The 15,770-nt window shown below is 66.5% G+C and carries 14 protein-coding genes; 11 read left to right on the plus strand and 3 right to left on the minus strand.

The genetic code is table 11. The features are described 5' to 3' along the window. Together I71_RS32315 and I71_RS32320 are read left to right on the plus strand one after the other, a co-directional pair. Positions 1-1,959: alpha/beta fold hydrolase (locus I71_RS32315; protein ID WP_042703975.1), on the plus strand; the 1,959-nt coding region annotated here is incomplete at its 5' end. A 31-nt stretch (positions 1,960-1,990) separates the two neighbouring features. After that, on the plus strand, positions 1,991-2,971 hold the full coding sequence (locus I71_RS32320; protein ID WP_042703977.1) for an alpha/beta hydrolase: 981 nt from the start codon (positions 1,991-1,993) through the stop codon (positions 2,969-2,971). Between the two features lie 6 nt (positions 2,972-2,977). Here I71_RS32320 and I71_RS32325 read toward each other — a convergent pair whose 3' ends face one another. Continuing rightward, a complete protein-coding gene (locus I71_RS32325; RefSeq protein WP_083897503.1) occupies positions 2,978-5,389 on the minus strand; it encodes a TonB-dependent siderophore receptor in 2,412 nt (803 codons plus the stop codon). Positions 5,390-5,603: 214 nt separating this feature from the next. On the opposite strand from I71_RS32325, the gene I71_RS32330 reads away from it, so the two are divergent. From I71_RS32330 to I71_RS32340, 3 genes are all read left to right on the plus strand, one after another. Beyond that, positions 5,604-6,137 (plus strand): RNA polymerase factor sigma-70, encoded by a 534-nt coding sequence (locus I71_RS32330; protein ID WP_042703980.1) that lies wholly within the window; start codon positions 5,604-5,606, stop codon positions 6,135-6,137. 430 nt (positions 6,138-6,567) lie between these two features. After that, on the plus strand, positions 6,568-7,332 hold the full coding sequence (locus I71_RS32335) for a sulfotransferase domain-containing protein (RefSeq protein WP_244434190.1): 765 nt from the start codon (positions 6,568-6,570) through the stop codon (positions 7,330-7,332). A gap of 55 nt (positions 7,333-7,387) precedes the next feature. Next, positions 7,388-8,614 (plus strand): glycosyltransferase family 1 protein, encoded by a 1,227-nt coding sequence (locus I71_RS32340; protein ID WP_244434191.1) that lies wholly within the window; start codon positions 7,388-7,390, stop codon positions 8,612-8,614. Here the strand turns inward: I71_RS32340 and I71_RS32345 are convergent. Beyond that, a complete protein-coding gene (locus I71_RS32345; protein WP_244434192.1) occupies positions 8,572-9,795 on the minus strand; it encodes a YheC/YheD family protein in 1,224 nt (407 codons plus the stop codon). The genes I71_RS32340 and I71_RS32345 overlap by 43 nt on opposite strands. An 86-nt stretch (positions 9,796-9,881) precedes the next feature. Here I71_RS32345 and I71_RS32350 point away from each other — a divergent pair, with 86 nt between their 5' ends. From I71_RS32350 to I71_RS32365, 4 genes are all read left to right on the plus strand, one after another. After that, complete coding sequence (locus I71_RS32350; RefSeq protein ID WP_042703988.1) at positions 9,882-10,979, plus strand: hypothetical protein; 1,098 nt, start codon at positions 9,882-9,884, stop codon at positions 10,977-10,979. Between the two features lie 82 nt (positions 10,980-11,061). After that, entirely contained in the window at positions 11,062-11,346 is a 285-nt protein-coding gene (locus tag I71_RS32355) for an acyl carrier protein (protein ID WP_049976451.1), read from the plus strand. After that, positions 11,346-12,272: a hypothetical protein gene (locus I71_RS32360; RefSeq protein WP_042703990.1), complete on the plus strand. Its 927-nt coding sequence runs from the start codon at positions 11,346-11,348 to the stop codon at positions 12,270-12,272. The genes I71_RS32355 and I71_RS32360 overlap by 1 nt, the downstream gene beginning before the upstream one ends. 475 nt (positions 12,273-12,747) lie before the next feature. Continuing rightward, complete coding sequence (locus tag I71_RS32365; protein ID WP_199902317.1) at positions 12,748-13,254, plus strand: DUF1275 family protein; 507 nt, start codon at positions 12,748-12,750, stop codon at positions 13,252-13,254. Positions 13,255-13,269: 15 nt separating this feature from the next. Here I71_RS32365 and I71_RS32370 read toward each other — a convergent pair whose 3' ends face one another. After that, positions 13,270-14,199: a LysR family transcriptional regulator gene (locus tag I71_RS32370; protein ID WP_042703992.1), complete on the minus strand. Its 930-nt coding sequence runs from the start codon at positions 14,197-14,199 to the stop codon at positions 13,270-13,272. 136 nt (positions 14,200-14,335) lie between these two features. Here I71_RS32370 and I71_RS32375 point away from each other — a divergent pair, with 136 nt between their 5' ends. Further along, complete coding sequence (locus tag I71_RS32375) at positions 14,336-15,034, plus strand: pirin family protein (RefSeq protein WP_042703994.1); 699 nt, start codon at positions 14,336-14,338, stop codon at positions 15,032-15,034. Between the two features lie 71 nt (positions 15,035-15,105). Next, positions 15,106-15,681, plus strand: a complete 576-nt coding sequence (locus tag I71_RS32380; protein WP_042703996.1) for a TMEM175 family protein — start codon at positions 15,106-15,108, stop codon at positions 15,679-15,681. The last annotated feature ends 89 nt before the right edge of the window (positions 15,682-15,770 follow it).

Raw genomic sequence — 15,770 nt, forward strand, 5'->3', positions numbered from 1 at the left:
GTGACGGTGGCGGCCTTCCCGCCGGTCTATCTTCAGCAGTTGGCCGAGCATGCCGGGCGCGAACTGGCGGAACGCGGCACCGCGCCGCCGCCGGTGCGGGTCTATTGCTTCGGCGGCGACGCGGTGGGTGATGCGGCGTTCGAGCTGGTCAAGGCGGCGCTGCGGCCGGAGCACATCATCAACGGCTATGGCCCGACCGAGACGGTGGTGACGCCGCTGATCTGGAAGGCCGGGCGGGAAGACCGCTGCGGTGCGGCCTATGCGCCGATCGGTCTGCGGGTGGGCGACCGCAGCACCCATGTCCTGGACGGCGACCTGAACCCGGTTCCGCTTGGGGTGGTCGGCGAGCTGTATCTGGGCGGGTCCGGGTTGGCGCGGGGCTATCTGAACCGCCCCGGCCTGACGGCGGAGCGCTTCGTCGCCGATCCCTTCTCGGGCGACGGCGGTCGCCTCTACCGTACCGGCGATCTCGTGCGCCAGCGGGCGGACGGGGTGATCGAGTATGTTGGGCGCATCGACCATCAGGTGAAGATCCGCGGCTTCCGCATCGAGCTTGGCGAGGTCGAGGCGCGCCTGCGGGCGCAGGACGGCGTGCGCGAGGCGGCGGTGGTCGCCCGCGACGGCAGTTCCGGCAAGCGGCTGGTCGGCTATGTCGTGCCGGCGGTTCAGGCGGAGGACGGCTTCGCCGAGCGGCTGCGCGCCGGCCTGAAGGCGGCGCTGCCGGACTACATGGTCCCGGCCCACATCGTGACCCTGGAGCGCCTGCCGCTGACGCCCAACGGCAAGCTCGACCGCAAGGCGCTGCCGGAGCCGGAGGTTGCCTCCACGTCTGCACAGGTTGCGCCGCGCAGCGAGGCGGAGCGCGCCCTGGCGGCGCTGTGGTGCGAACTGCTGCGGCTGGACAGCGTCGGTGTCACCGACAACTTCTTCGAGCTGGGCGGCGACTCCATCCTCTCCATCCAGCTGGTCAGCCGGGCACGCGCCCTGAGGTCGCTTGGGGTGTCCTTCAAGCTGCGCGACCTGATCCGTAAGCCGACGATTGCCGAACTGGCCGGTACGGTCCAGGAAGCGGCATCGTCGAAGGTCGGACCGTCTCCGATCCTGGCGCTGAACCGGCAGATTGCCGGACAGCCGCCTCTGGTCTGCGTCCATGCCGGTTTCGGCACGGTCTTCGACTACGAGCGGCTGGCCCGGCGGCTGGAGGGGCGGCATGGCGTGCTGGCGATCCAGTCGCGCATGTTGCTCGATCCGGCATGGCGGGACGGCTCGCTTGAGGAGATGGCTCGGGGCTATGTCGACCTGCTGCGCGAGCGGCAGCCGCAGGGGCCCTACCAATTGCTCGGCTGGTCGCTGGGAGGAACGCTGGCCGCGCTGATGGCGGCAGAACTGGAACGCCGGGGAGAGACCGTCCGGCGGCTCGTCCTGCTCGATCCTTTCGTGCCGTCGCCGGACAACGGCGAACGCAGGTTGGACGACTGGCGCGATGATCTGGCCGGTTTCCTGTCGGTGATGCTGCCGGGCGCTCCCGTTATCCGACCGCAGGACGGGCAGGAGGCGTCGGATGTGATCCGGAGCGTCATCTCCCGGTCATTCGGTGCCCCGCGGAGCGGCGCCGCCGACGGGTTGGGGGCCGCAATGGGGGTGGATGAGCTGATGCAGGCCTTCCTGACGGCCCGCCATCTCAAACGCCTGTCCGCGGCGCAGTCCGCCTGCCTGCCGGTCGCCGTCGCCGCTCAAGTCTGGTGGATCGCCGGCCGCGATGCCGACCGGCTGCGGTTGGACGCTCAGCTCGGCGGGAGCGCAATGCCGTGGCGGACGCTGGACTGCGGTCATTTCGGGGCGCCGCGCGACGAGGCCTTCCTGGCGGAGATCATGGCTGACTTGCTGGCGGGCGATGGCGGATCGCCGGAGGCCAGGCTGGACGCCGGCACAACCGAACTGGCTGATGCGGCGGAATGAGCCTGTTCATCCCAAACTGGAGCAACGATCCATGGCTGTGAACCCCGATATCGCTGCCTTCCTCGCGCTTGCCGCGGGGGGGCGCGAGGACGGCAGGATGAAGCCGATGCACGCCCTGTCGCCGGCGGAGGCCCGGCTTGCCTTCGAGCGCACCTCCCGCATGATGGATCCCGGCGGCGAACCGGTGGAGCGGGTGGAGGAGCTGTCGATCCCGGCCCGTCACGGTGCCTCCCTGCCGGCCCGCCTCTATGCGGACGGTCCGGCGGGCGGGCCGGTGCTGCTGTTCTTCCATGGCGGCGGCTATGTCGTCGGCAGCCTCGACTCCCATGACGGGCTGTGCCGGTCGATCGCCTCGAAAAGCGGGGTCTCCGTCGTCTCGGTCGGCTACCGGCTGGCTCCGGAACATCGGTTCCCCACCGCGTTTGATGATGCGGTGGACGCGCTGGACTGGCTTGGCAGGAACGGCGCCGTTCTGGGACTCGACGCCGGACGGCTGGCGGTGGGGGGCGACAGCGTCGGCGGCAGTCTCGCAGCGGCGATCAGCCTGCGGGCCGCCGCGGATCCCGGCCTGCCGCGCCCACGGCTTCAGGTGCTGATCTATCCTGTGACCGATGCCACCGCCGACACCGGCTCGCTGCGGCGCTATGGCGAAGGGCATCTGCTGGAACGGGCGACACTGGACTGGTTCTATCGGCACTACGCCCGTGACGAGGCGGATCGGCGCGACGGGCGCTTCTCGCCACTGCTGGCGGAGTTGCCGCCCCCTGTCGCGTCGTCCCTGGCACCGACCCTGCTGGTGCTGGCGGAATGCGATCCGTTGGTGGATGAGGGAATCGCCTATGGGCGGAAGCTGGTGGAGGCCGGTGCGGCCGTCGATGTCCGGATCCATGCCGGCATGACACATGACTTCCTGCGGATGAGCGCGCTGGTGGACGAGGCGGAAGAGGCACAGGATCTGATCGCCGCCGCGCTGCGCCGGCATCTGGACGTGGCCGGCCCCCTGGCTGGCTGAACGCCGTCACCAGCTGTAGGAGAGGGTCGCCAGCACCGCCCGGCGATTTCCGTAGAAGACAGAGTTTTCGTAGAAGCCCGGAGAGAAATAACGGCGGTCGAACAGGTTGGTTGCGGTCAGGGCGATGCCGGCGCCGTCGAGCGCCGGACCGAGCCGTCCCAGATCGTAGCCGAGGCTGACATCGACCAGCAGGTAGGAGGGGACGCGCACGCTGTTCGAGGCGTTGTAGGTCGCACCGACATAGCGCAGTCCGATGCCGGTGGTCAGGCCGCCGGCCGCTCCCTCTTCGATCTGCCGCCGCAGCCAGACCGCGGCGGCATGGCGGGGAACCGAGGCCACCCGCTTTCCGGTCCGGTCCGGTTCGCCGGGATAAGGAGTGTCGCGGGTGACCTGCGCGTCGGTGTAGCTGTAGGCCGCCGTCAGCTCGGTCCCGTCGCCGAGCGCCGCCTTGCCCTCCAGTTCGACACCGCGCGACAGCACCTCTCCGGTCTGGAGCGAATAGCCGGGATTGTCCGGATCGGCGGTGGTCAGGCCGCGTTGGACGGCGCGGAACAATGACAGGCTGACGAGCCCGTTCAGGCCGGCAGGCCGGTAGCGCAATCCAGCCTCCCATTCCGTCCCCCGGCTCGGGGAAAAGGGGCGGCCCTGCACATCGCTGTCGCTGTTCGGCTGGAAGGAGGTCGAAAATCCGGCGTAAGGCGTCAGGCCGTCTTCGAAGCGGTAGGCCAGACCGGCCCGCTTGTTGAAGGCCCGGTCGAACTGGGTCCTTTCCAGCAGCGGTCCGCCGGACAGGCGGCCGACGCTGCCGGTGTGGCTCCAATCCAGCCGTCCGCCGAGCGTCAGCCGCCAGTTGCCGGCGGCGATCTCGTCCTGGGCATAGAGGCCGGTCTGGCGGATGCTGTCGGTCAGGTCGCGGGCCAGGATCGTGTCCCAGCCATAGGGGCCGCCATAGACTGGATCGAAGACGTCGAGCGCGTCGACCACCGTGCCGTTCCGCCGCGTCTCGTGCGCCCGGTAGCGGCCATGGTCGATCCCGGCAAGCAGGCTGTGGCGCAGCGGACCGGTGACAAGGGCGCCCTGCAGCCTGCTGTCCACCAGCAGCGTCGCGCTGGTCTTCGGCCGGTCCTGCAATCCGAAGCGGTAGAGGCGGTCCGCCTCCAGAAGCCCCGAGGCCGCCCAGCTCGACAGATAGCCGACGCGGCTGTGGCTGTAGCGCAGGGTCTGGCTCACGCTCCAGTCGGCGGCAAGGGCATGCCGAATGTCGTAGCCCGCCGACAGGGTGCGCGAGCGGTAGGAACTCAGCCCCGGATAGCCGAGGAAAAGGCTCGAATCCAGGCGCCCATAGGGATTGTCCTGCACCGTCCCCGATGCCGGAAAGCTCTGTTCCGCCCCCATCTTGCGGAAATCGAGATAGCTGGCGAGCAACGTGATGTCCGTTTCCTCGCCGACGGACCAGGACAGGGCGGGTGCCACATAGAGGCGGTCGTCCGGTGTGCGGTCGACCTGGGTGCCGCTTCGCCGCGACAGCACCGTCAGCCGGTAGCGGAGCGTCCCCTCCGCGTCGAACCTGTCGCTGAGGTCGGCCGTGACCTGCCGCCTGTCATGGCTGCCACTTTGCAACTGGAGGCGATGGAATGGGCTTGCGGTCGGGCGTTTGCTGGTCAGGGCGATGGCTCCGCCGGGCGGCATCGCGCCGTAGAGTGTGGAGGCCGGCCCCTTCAGCACCTCCAACCGCTCAACGCCGAAAGGTTCGTACTCGATCCCATAGGGATTGTAGCCGCTGCGCAACCCGTCGAGCATGACGGACTCCGAACTCTGGCGGAAACCGCGGACGAAGACGTCGATGGCTCCCTGCCCGCCGGGATAGTCGATGGGACGGATCCCGGCGCTGTAGGCGAGCGCACCGTTGATGTCCTGGACGTCGCGTTGGTCCAGCTCCTCCCCCGTGACGATGGACAGCCCTTGCGGCCGATCCTCCACGGGTATTGGGGTTTTGCCCACGCTGCGGTCCGGCGTGGGACTCCGTGCCGCCTGCCCGGCGGACATCGGACGGCCCTCCACTGCCAGTCCCGGCAGGAAACCGGGATTTTCCTGCATCCGGCCGATGGTCACCACCCGGTCCCGCATGTCGAAAGCGAGATCGGTGCCGCTCAGCAGGATGGACAGCGCGACCGCGGGGTCCATCCGTCCCGAGAGGGATTGCGACTGACGATCGGCCAAGAGGTCGGGACTGAAGAGAATTTGCAGACCGGTCTGGTGACCGAGGCTGGTCAGCGCCTCCCGAAGAGGCTGAGCAGGGATCTCCAGCGGCATTTCCTGCGGAGCCGGCCGTACAGTGTCGGTTGGAGCGGGAACTGGGGCGATGGAGTTCGAAAGGGCAGGGGCGGGCAAGACCAGCGACACCGACCAGGCCGCCATTCGGCAGACCGTCAGCCAACCGGGCGCAGGAGGGGGGAGCCGTGCGAGACCATCGATCATCCAAAGTCCCTACAACGCAAGCTGGAAACCGCATAGGGAAATTCTTCCGTTTCCCTGTTTGCAAATGATTGTCAGTTGCATTAGTCTGCGGCGGCTTGTCAAGTCATAGGGATTGCAGCCCCGCCGTGGGTTCACTCTGCACAAGGAGCTTTTCATGCGACAGGCAGGATCCGTCGAAAGCCAAACCCTGTGTGACGTCTTCGCCACGCACCGGCGGTCGTTGATCGGCCTTGCCGAGCGGATCACCGGTTGCCGTCATCATGCCGAGGATGTTGTCCAGGACGCCTTTCTCAAACTTCTGGGGGCGGAGTCGACCAGCTCCATCCGGGCCAAGACAGGCTATATGATGATGGTCGTCCGCAATCTGGCCATCGATCATTACCGCCGGAAGGGCATGGAGTCACGCCTGCTTGCAACGGAAGAGGAGGGGCAGTCGGTCAGCACGCCCGACGCAGCCTCGCCGGAAAGCGTAAGTGTAAACCGCCAGCTCCTGCAGACGCTGGAATCCGCCCTGGCCGATCTCCCGGATCGCACCCGCTATGCCTTCGAGATGCACCGCATCCATGGCCACAGCCAGAAGGACATCGCGGCGACGCTCAACGTATCGCCGACCCTGGTCAATTTTATGATCCGCGATGCGCTGATCCATTGCCGCAAGACGATGAAACGCATCGACCCTTCTTCCTGAACGACCGGCCGGATGCTGTTCAATCGACGGTAGCCTCATCCATCCTCCGTGCACAGCACTGCTCTGTCCTGCCGAGCGCTCCCGGCACACCCTGTGCCCGCGACCAGGGGCAGTTCCCTCCTTGTCCGTTTTGTCCTTATGCGCCGTTGCATAGGGATGGACGGCCCCGAACCCTTCCCGTCTCATCGTCCGCTGGACACCCCGTCAGACACCCCACGTCCGCCGCCACGGCGTTTGCAGGACGACGGTCTTTCTCGGCACGGATGCGCGCGCCCGGGGCTGGGAGGGAATGGGGAGCGGACTGGAGGCGTCACCGAGGCCCCTGACAGGAGCGCGATACCGATTCGCATTCGCTCGACTGGTTAAGAGTCAATCTGTATACATTCGTAACACGATGTTCACAGGAATGATGGCTTTTCGGCGGCAGGGGATGCCGTCACAGCCCGTCTCAATCGGTGACGGATTATTGAGAGCTGGATTGGAGATGACGTTTCCCGTTGTTCTTGTCTGCGGCATGTTCAGCAGCGCTTCGACCTGGGCCTTCAACGCGGCTGTCGACCTTATCCGCCTGACGAGTCCGTGCCACGTCGCCTTCGCCGCGGCTCTGGATGCGGATACCCGCCTGCCGCCACCGCCGGCTGGGACGGTGCTGGTTCTGAAGACGCATGGCTGGGGCGATCCGGCCGCATTTCTGGCTCGCACGCCCGGCGTACGCTGCATCGTCACCGTCCGGGACCCACGCGACGCCGTGGTATCCCTGATGCAGCGCTTCGGCTACGGCTTTGACCGGGCCGTGGCCTATGCGGATCACGGGGCGGCGGGAATCGTCGGTGTGGCCCTGCGGCCGGATAGCCTGCTGCTCCGGTATGAAAGCGGGTTTGTGGATCGGATCACGACGATCAGCACCATCGCCAGCCATCTGGGCCTTACGCCGCGCGACGAGCAGATCGAGACACTGTTCCGTAAGCTGCAGCCCGATGCCGTACAGGCCGCCATCGCCCAGGCGGAGCGGTTGGAGCGCTTTCCCAAGGGGCTTCCACCCGGCGAAACCGCCGATCCGCAGACTCAATGGCACCCCGGCCACATCGGCGACCGCCGGATCGGCAAATACGCGCAACTTCTCGACCGGAACCGCCAAAGCGCCATCGCCACGCGGCTGGCCCGTTACATGGAGCATTTCGGCTATGCGGCATGATCTATCGACAGGGTCGGCATCGTGCCTTTCGCCGCTCTCCTCCGCGCCGGTGACCGTGGTTGCCATCGAGGGAACCACCTTTCACGGTCCCGAGGCGATGACCGGGATCGGCCGCTATGTCCGGAATATGGCGCGCAGCCTGGCGCGGATCCATGCGGAACAGGGAGTCCGGCTTCTGGCCACGGTGGGCCGGCTGGAGCACGCGGCCTTGTTGGCGGACACGGTCATGCACGATGTGCGGGCTCATCTGTTTCCCCCACTGCTTCCGGAAGCATCCGTGCCTGCCAGCCGGCTGCGGACGTTCGACCGGCTGGAACAGGATCTGATCGGGTTGGGGGCGACCGTCTATTTCGATCCCAACCCGTTCGCCCTCTACAAGAACTTTTTCATGCCCAAGCGGCTGCGTCATGCGGTGATGGTTCACGATCTGGTGCCGCTGACCTACCGCTCGGCCTATTTTGAAAACTGGCCGGACTCGTTGAAGGTCGAATATATGCGGCGGCTCACCCACCTGGCGGAAGCGGCCGACGTCGTGCTCTTTCCATCGCAGGCGACTGCCGAAGAGTTTCGCCGTCTAGCCCGGCCGCGGCCCGGACTTGTGCAGTGCGTCACCGGCGAAGGGGTGGACCCGGTCTTTCTCTCGCCGGCTGCGGCAGACACCTTGGCTCCCGCCCCGGTGGACGACAGTGGGCATGCCGCCGCCCGTCCTTACATGCTGATCGTGTCCAATCCGGCGGACCCACGGAAGAACCTGGGGTTCACGCTGACGGCGTTCCGGCATTTCCTGACCCTGGCCGCGTCCACCCGCCATGTGGCGATGGGTCTGGAGATCGTCATGGCGTCGGACGCACTGGTCGATCAGACCCAGGCCCACTGCCGGGCACTGGGTCTTGGCGACCGCGTCCGCTTGCGCCTCGGACCGACCGACGCGGAATTGCGGCGGCTCTATCGTGACGCTGCACTTCTGGTTTGCCCGTCGGCGGCCGAGGGCTTCGGCCTGCCGGTCATCGAGGCGCTTGCGTGCGGCACGCCGGTGCTGAGCAGCAACCGGGCGGGTCTGGGTGAATTCGAATGCGACGGCTGGATCATGCCGGGCGACCTGTCATCCGAAGCGGCGCTTGCCGCCGGCATGTTGCAGGCACTTGACCGGCCGCGCGCCGATCCGGAAACCGCACGCCGCTATGCCGCCCAATTCGATTGGAATGCGGTCGCCGCCCGGACCTATCGGGCTCTTTCCCCTCAACGCGGCCCACATCCTTCCTCGCCGACCTGCCGCGCATGACCGGCCAGTCCACGGGCGACCGCGACAGCGTAGCCGATGGCATGTTCGGCACGGGCGTGTTCGTGCAGGCTCGATTGGGGGAACGCATTGGCTTCGATCACCCACAGTCGGTCCTCGTCGTCCAGCGCCAGATCGATGCCCAGTTCCGACAGCGGAAGGGACTTGGTCGTTTCGATCAGCCGTGCGACCTCCAGCGCCAGGGTGAGGATCCGGTCCTGCAGTGCCGCCGCCCCGGCCACGCGCCGCCCCTGGAGAAAGCCGTCGAGCGGTCCCTGGTAGCCGCCCTGGCTGATGTTGGTCAGGAAGCTTCCGACTTCGGCCAGCCGGACATAGGCACGGGTAACGCCCCATGCGCCATCGGCCCGGCGCTGGACATGCACCCGGATATCGGCCGGTCGGCCATCGCCCGCCACCGAGCGGATGAAACGTTGTGCCAGATAGCTGCGATACCGTAGGCGCCCGGCAATCCGCGAGCGAACATGCGCCACGACGTCGTTCAGCGTGCCGCGGACCGTATCCTGGCCATGCTGGACTCGCCAGAGGCCATCATCGTCACCCAGGCCGTCGGGTCCCGACCGCCCGGAATCCCGGTGGATGAACTGGATGCCGAAGCCACGGCGCCCGTCGACGGGTTTCACGACGGCGTTCCGGTGCTCCCGGAAGACGGCAGTCAGCGTGGCGTCCATGGCATCGGCGGGAATTGCGACGGTCGGGATGGCGTGGCATCTCAGCGGACTGCCGGACAGCAGTGTGTGGAAGGCCAGCTTGTTCATGGCGGAATCGGCGATAACCGGACGGTTCCGGCGAATCCAGCTGTCGAGATCCGCCCAGCCGTCGCCGGCAGCCGCCTTGATCACCACGAGATCGGGCAACGGAAACCAACCGGGGGTCCAGCCGGTCGGAGTCCAGCGTTCTCCGGCGATCAGGCCGCGGTCCCGATCCCAGGCGCCGCTGTCGAGAAGAACCAGAGCAACGCCCTGCAGGACAGCCTCGGCAAGCATTGCGCGAAGCCGCGGCGGTGGAAACAGGTCTCTGACGGAGCGATTGTAAGATATGAAGCCGATTGTGAGCATCGCTGATCGATGATCCCCCATAAAAAGGCAGCTGTCAGGTTGATATATCTTTGAGATTATGATAGTATCTTTTTGATATGGAAGAAAAATCAACGAAATGCTGCGCAATTTTACCAAATGTATCGTTATGAAAGAAATTGTTTCTTAATGCCAGAGCCGATCTCATCCGGCAGCGCTTTCCGATCGAGTGGAGCATGGACGACCAGACAGATTCTCCGGACGATTATCACGCGATCTGCCTCAGAAACGCCGCCCGCGCCCGCGGGATCGCGACCCGCTACGTCCAAGGGGTATACAGCCGTTTCCAGCCCTTTCCGTCCCGGTGGCTCGACCTTGCCGTCGGTGGGCAGGACTATCTGTTCGCCTGCGGCATGCTTCTGGTGAAGGGGGGCGATCCTTGGCGCGGCCTCGGCCTGCACATCAATGAGGATGCCGCCCTTCTGACCCGCGACAAGCATCGCGCGAAGGATTTCCTCGATGCGCGGGGGTTCAGCACGCCGGCTGGACGGGTCTTCAGACGCAACGATCTCGCAGCGGCGCTCGACGCCTTCGGGAGCTTTGCCGGACCGGTCTGCGTCAAGCCGAACCAGGGATTCAAAGGGGAGCTGGTTTTCCCGGCCATTGCCGACCGATCTCGCTATGAAAAGGCGGTCCGGCGTGTTGCCGCCCGGCACCAGAAGATTCTGGTGGAGGAGAGCGTGGCAGGACAGGTGATCCGCTTCTTCTTTGTGCGGCCGCGGGTGGTGGCGGTCAAGCTGAGCCGGCCGGCCAGCGTGGTCGGTGACGGCAACGCCAGCATCGCCCGCCTGATCGACCTCAAGAATGCCCTGCGTGACCGGCGGGCGGTGCCCGGCCATTGCAACATCGTGGTCGACGATGACCTCCGTGATTTTCTGGCGATGAGCGGTCGCAGCCTGGACGACGTGCCGGCAGCAGCGGAGCGGGTGTTCCTGCGCGGCACCTCCAATGGGGCAACCGGCGCCGACAGCCTCGATTGCCGGGCGGACCTGCACCCGTCCTACGTGGATGTGCTGACGGCGGCTTGCAACGCGGTCCCTGGCCTGAACCTGAGCGGGGTCGACGTGATGATCCGGGATCCGGCGGTGCCGGCGCGGCATGGGAACTACTGGATCCTGGAACTGAACCGAAATCCCGGCCTGCCACCGTTTCATTTCCCCTGGCGGGGCGAGGCGCAGGATGTGTCCGGGGCAATCCTGGATGCGCTGGAGCGGGGATTCACGCCGGCGGCCGCCTCTTCCTCCCGGCCATTGACTACAACGACTTTCGAGTGAGTGACCGATGACTGCGACATCCGATACGATCCAGGCAAATCCGACTCTTTCAAGCTTGGACAGGGAGCCTCTGCAAGGCTGGATGATGGCCTATCTGGCGACGATCTGTGGAGAGGCCGCCGAACGCATGGATCCGGGACAGCCTCTGGCCGTCTACGACCTTGATTCCGTGGATGCAGTCGAAATGGCGCTGGAGATGGAAAAAGCGTTCCGCATCGTCCTGGATCCAGAAATCTTTCTGGACACTGCCACCTCGATCGCCGCCATTGCCACGGCCATCGCCACTGCAAGCACCGCGACACATGCCTCCATAAACGGCAATGAACCGGTGGCTGAGCTCTCCGCCCGCCGCCCGCCGCAGGTGTGATGGCGACCGACATCCCGGGCTGGGTCCACGCACTCAACCAACCGCCTTCCTGGTCGCTGGCTGCCCTAGCGGATCCTGCGGCCAGCCCTGAACTGCGCCTGAACGCCTGCCAGAACCTGATCCAGAGCGGCGTCGTGCATTGGACCCTGCCGCATCTGGAGGCTCTCCGCGGCATCCCAGAGACCGCCGGGCGTGCCGACCAGCTCGCCATGCTGTGCCAGGCGCTGTGGGACTGCGACCTGACCGGCGCAGGAGCGATTCCAGCCCGGCTGGCCCAGGATGCCGGTGCGGGTAATTACTGGCTGGCTCCGGCGGGGTCGTCGACCACCCTGATCGCCTTCACCGGACGAGCCAGGCGGCTCACGGTGTCGGTGTATCTGATGCAGCGGATCCTGGAACCGTTCGGCGTCAACGTCATCTACCTGTTCGATCCGGCCGACAGCTTCTATCTCGGCGGGATCGGCGGGCGCTGGACCGGGCTGGACGCCACGCTGGGGTTGCTGCGCCGGCTGTGCGAGGGGTTCGGCACCCAGCAGCTCTATTGCCTTGGCCAGTCCACCGGGGGCTACGGGGCGCTGCGCTATGGGCTGGAACTCGACGCCCGTGCCATCCTCGCCTTCTCCCCGATGATCTGGCAGGTCAGACGGACCCGGCCGCTGGCGCGGATCGGCCAGATGCTCGGCCGGCCAGTCGGCGAGGAGGAGGTCGACCTGCGCGGCCTCTATCGCAGCCGCGCCCGGCATCCGCCAGCCACGATCATCTGCGGTGGCGACAATGCGGCAGACCTGCGCTCCGCCAGCGAGCTGTCGGATCTTCCCGGCATCGACCTCCGTGTTCTGCCGGGCGTCGCCGACCACTCGGTCATCACCCCCCTGCTCCAGACCGGCGTCTTGCGCCCAATGATTGGGGAATTTCTGTGCCGATGACTGGATTGCCGTTGCAATGCCGTCGTTGGACCCGGTCATTTGCCCCGGTCACGCCAAGCCTGCTGCTGCGAGGCTCGTTCGCCTTCGTGCTCGAATACCCTGTCGAACCTTGTTAGCGCACTTCGGAAGCGTGTTGGGATGATGCCTGCTTCGTTAGGATGATCCCACTTTCTTGGAAGATGATGCGCCGGGGCATCCGGAGCGGTTTACCGGACCCTGGGAATGGGGGCACGGAGTCGGATCCCGGTTGGAGCTAAAGAATGCGATCACGATATTTTCCATAATCCTGCTTATGTGTCGCCCAGTGTGTAAGCGCAAAGCTAAAATGTCAGTTCCTCGCAACATGGAAGTGTCAGTCTTCGGTCGGGTTTTCGACGGCTGGGAGGCTGGCGATGGGCTGGATCACGATGAGCGAACGTCGTCTTCATCGGTTTCGCGGTGGTTGGTCCGCCGGGCTTCAGGGGTCCTGCCGGCGATGGCGGCGCTGCTCTCCTTCCTGATCGGCGCGCTGACCGCCAGCCGGCTCGGCAGGACATTTACCGGCCGGCCGATGAGGCATTGGCTGCTGGCCGCCGCCCTGTTCGAAACGGCGCTGTTCTGGATTGCCGCCGCCGTTGCCGCCGGCTTCGATGTCGGTGCGCAGGCTCCCGTCGCGGCTCTCTACGCAATCATCGTACTGACCGGCTTCGCCATGGGGTTCCGCAATGCCACGGTCCGGCAGATGAAGGTACCGGACCTGACGACAACGGTCCTGACGCTGACCGGGCTGGCCGCCGATTCCCGCCTCGCCGGCGGACCGAACACCAATGCCCATCGCCGGATGGCCAGCGTGGCGGCGCTCTTCCTCGGTGCAGCCATCGGTGCCGTCATGGTGATGCAGAGCGGGCCGGTGCTTCCCCTGGTCGTCGTCGCCGCCCTGGTGCTGGCCGGTACTGCGATCTGCGCGCTTCATCCGGCCTCGACCGCGCCGGCGGCGGCCTGACGCCGCGACGGTGGATCAAAGGTCGGTGAAGCCGTCCTCCTCACGGTCGCCGGCTCCCAGCTGCACGAACTGGGCGAGCAGCCAGGAGGCGGCCGTGCCGGGCGGCGTGTCGCGCCGCCAGATCCCGGAGAAACGATAGGTGCCGCCGGGGTGGTCGGGCATGGCGAGCCGCACCAGGGTGCCGGCGACGAGGTCCGGCTCCACCATCGGCAGCGGCATGTTGCCCCAGCCGATCCCTTCGCGCAGCAGCGCGTGCTTGGCGCCTAGATCGGCAAGCCGCCATGTGCGGGGACTCATCACCGAGAAATCCTGCCCTTCTGTGGCGCGCGACCGGTCGGTGAGCACCAGTTGCACATGATCGCGTCCGGCGCCGGGGACGATCCGCGTCATGCGGCCCAGCGGATGGTCGGGTGCGGCAACCGGCACCATTGGCACCGAGCCGGCGGTTGTCCGCTCCAGCCCATCCATCCCGGCAGCCACCGGACCGGAGATGCCGAGCACCGCCCGGCGGTCGAGCACCAGGGCGCCGACCGCGCCGAGGGTTTCGACATGCAGGCGCAGCGAGACCGTCGGATAGTCGCGGGCGAAGTCCCGCAGCACCCTGCCCAGACGGTCGGCCGGCAGCATCACGTCGACGGCAAGATCGACCTCGGCCTCCAACCCTTCGTGCAGGCCCCGCACCTTGGCGCGCAAGCCGTCCATCTCCTGCGCAATGGTCCGGGCTTCGGCGAGCAGCGCCGGCCCGGCGGCCGTCAGCGTCGGCTTGCGCGACCCTTCGCGTTCGAACAGTGGCAACCCGAGCTGGGCTTCGAGGTTGGCGATGCCATAGCTGATGACGGAAACCGCCCGGTTCAGCCGCCGTCCCGCTCCGGCGAAGCTGCCGGCGTCCACCACGGCAAGGAAGATGCTGAGTTGGTCGAAGCTGGGTGTGCCGACGCTGGCCATCGTTCAACTTTCTTGAACATCTTGCGGCGATTTATAGGGGTAAACCTGAAAGGAGACCAGCGCTATTGTCCTCTCAAGCGAAACACGGCGGCCGCCACGGCGAGGACCCATCGGCCGCACAGTCAGGAGACGGACCATGATCGACCTGCGTCCCTTCGGCAGCCTGGGCGGCGAGAATCACGGCTGGCTGGATGCCAAGCACCACTTCTCCTTCGCCAATTACCATGACCGCAAGCGGATGAACTGGGGCAACCTGCGGGTCTGGAACGATGACACCATCGCTCCCCACACCGGCTTCCCGCCGCACCCGCATCGCGACATGGAGATCATCACCTATGTCCGCGAAGGCGCCATCACCCACCAGGACAATCTCGGCAACAAGGGCCGCACCGAGGCGGGCGACGTCCAGGTGATGTCCGCCGGCACCGGCATCGCCCATTCCGAATACAATCTGGAGGATGTCACCACCCGCATCTTCCAGATCTGGATCCTGCCGACCCGCAGCGGCGAGAAGCCAGGCTGGGGCAGCAAGCCCTTCCCCAAGGGCGACCGCAGCGGGCATTTCGTCACCCTGGCTTCGGGCTATGCCGATGACGATGACGCCCTGCCGATCCGCACCGACGCCCGCGTGGTGGGCGCGACGCTGAAAGCCGGGGAGACGGCGACCTATCCGCTCGGCAAGGACCGCCGCGCCTATCTCGTCCCGGCCAGCGGTGCCGTCGAGATCGACGGGGTGCGGGTGAATGCCCGCGACGGTGCGGCCATCGCCGACCTCGACACCCTGACGGTGACGGCGCTGGAGGACAGTGAGATCGTCATGGTGGATGCCGCCTGACCTTGACCGATGCGGTGCCGGGGCTAATCCGCCCCGGTACGGCGTCCTTGGCAAAGACTGGAGTTCGGACCATGAAGGCCGGCCGGCTGGAAGCGTTCACCGACGGGGTGGTGGCAATCGTCATCACCATCATGGTGCTGGAGTTGAAGGTGCCGGAGGACGGCAGCCTTGCCGCCCTGGCGGAGCGCGTCCCGATCCTGCTGGCCTATGTGCTGTCCTTCATCAATGTCGGCCTCTACTGGAACAACCATCACCACCTGCTGCAGGCGACCACGCGGATCGACGGGCGGGTGCTGTGGGCCAACCTGTTCCTGCTGTTCTGGCTGTCGCTGGTCCCCTTCGTCATCCGCTGGCTCGATGCCAGCGACTTCTCGCCGGTGGCGACGGCGTCCTACGGCGTCGTTCTCGGCATGGCGGCCATCGGCTACAGCCTGACCGAACGCGCCATCATCGCCTGCGGTGGGCGCGGGTCGGCGGTGGCCAGGGCGGTCGGGACCGACCGGAAGGGCAAGATCAGCTTGGGGCTCTATGCCCTGGCCATCCCGCTGGCCTTCGTCCTGCAATGGCTGTCCATCGCCCTCTATATCCTGGTGATCCTGCTGTGGCTGATCCCCGACCAGCGGATCGAACGCATCCTGGAGGAGTGACGGANAATCGGCGCCGATCCCGGCCGCCTGCCTTCACAAGCCTGTCCTCACAAGCCTGTCCTCACACGGCCGCGGCCTTGGGGGCGCCG

Source organism: Azospirillum sp. B506 (assembly GCF_000333595.1).
Taxonomy (GTDB): domain Bacteria; phylum Pseudomonadota; class Alphaproteobacteria; order Azospirillales; family Azospirillaceae; genus Azospirillum.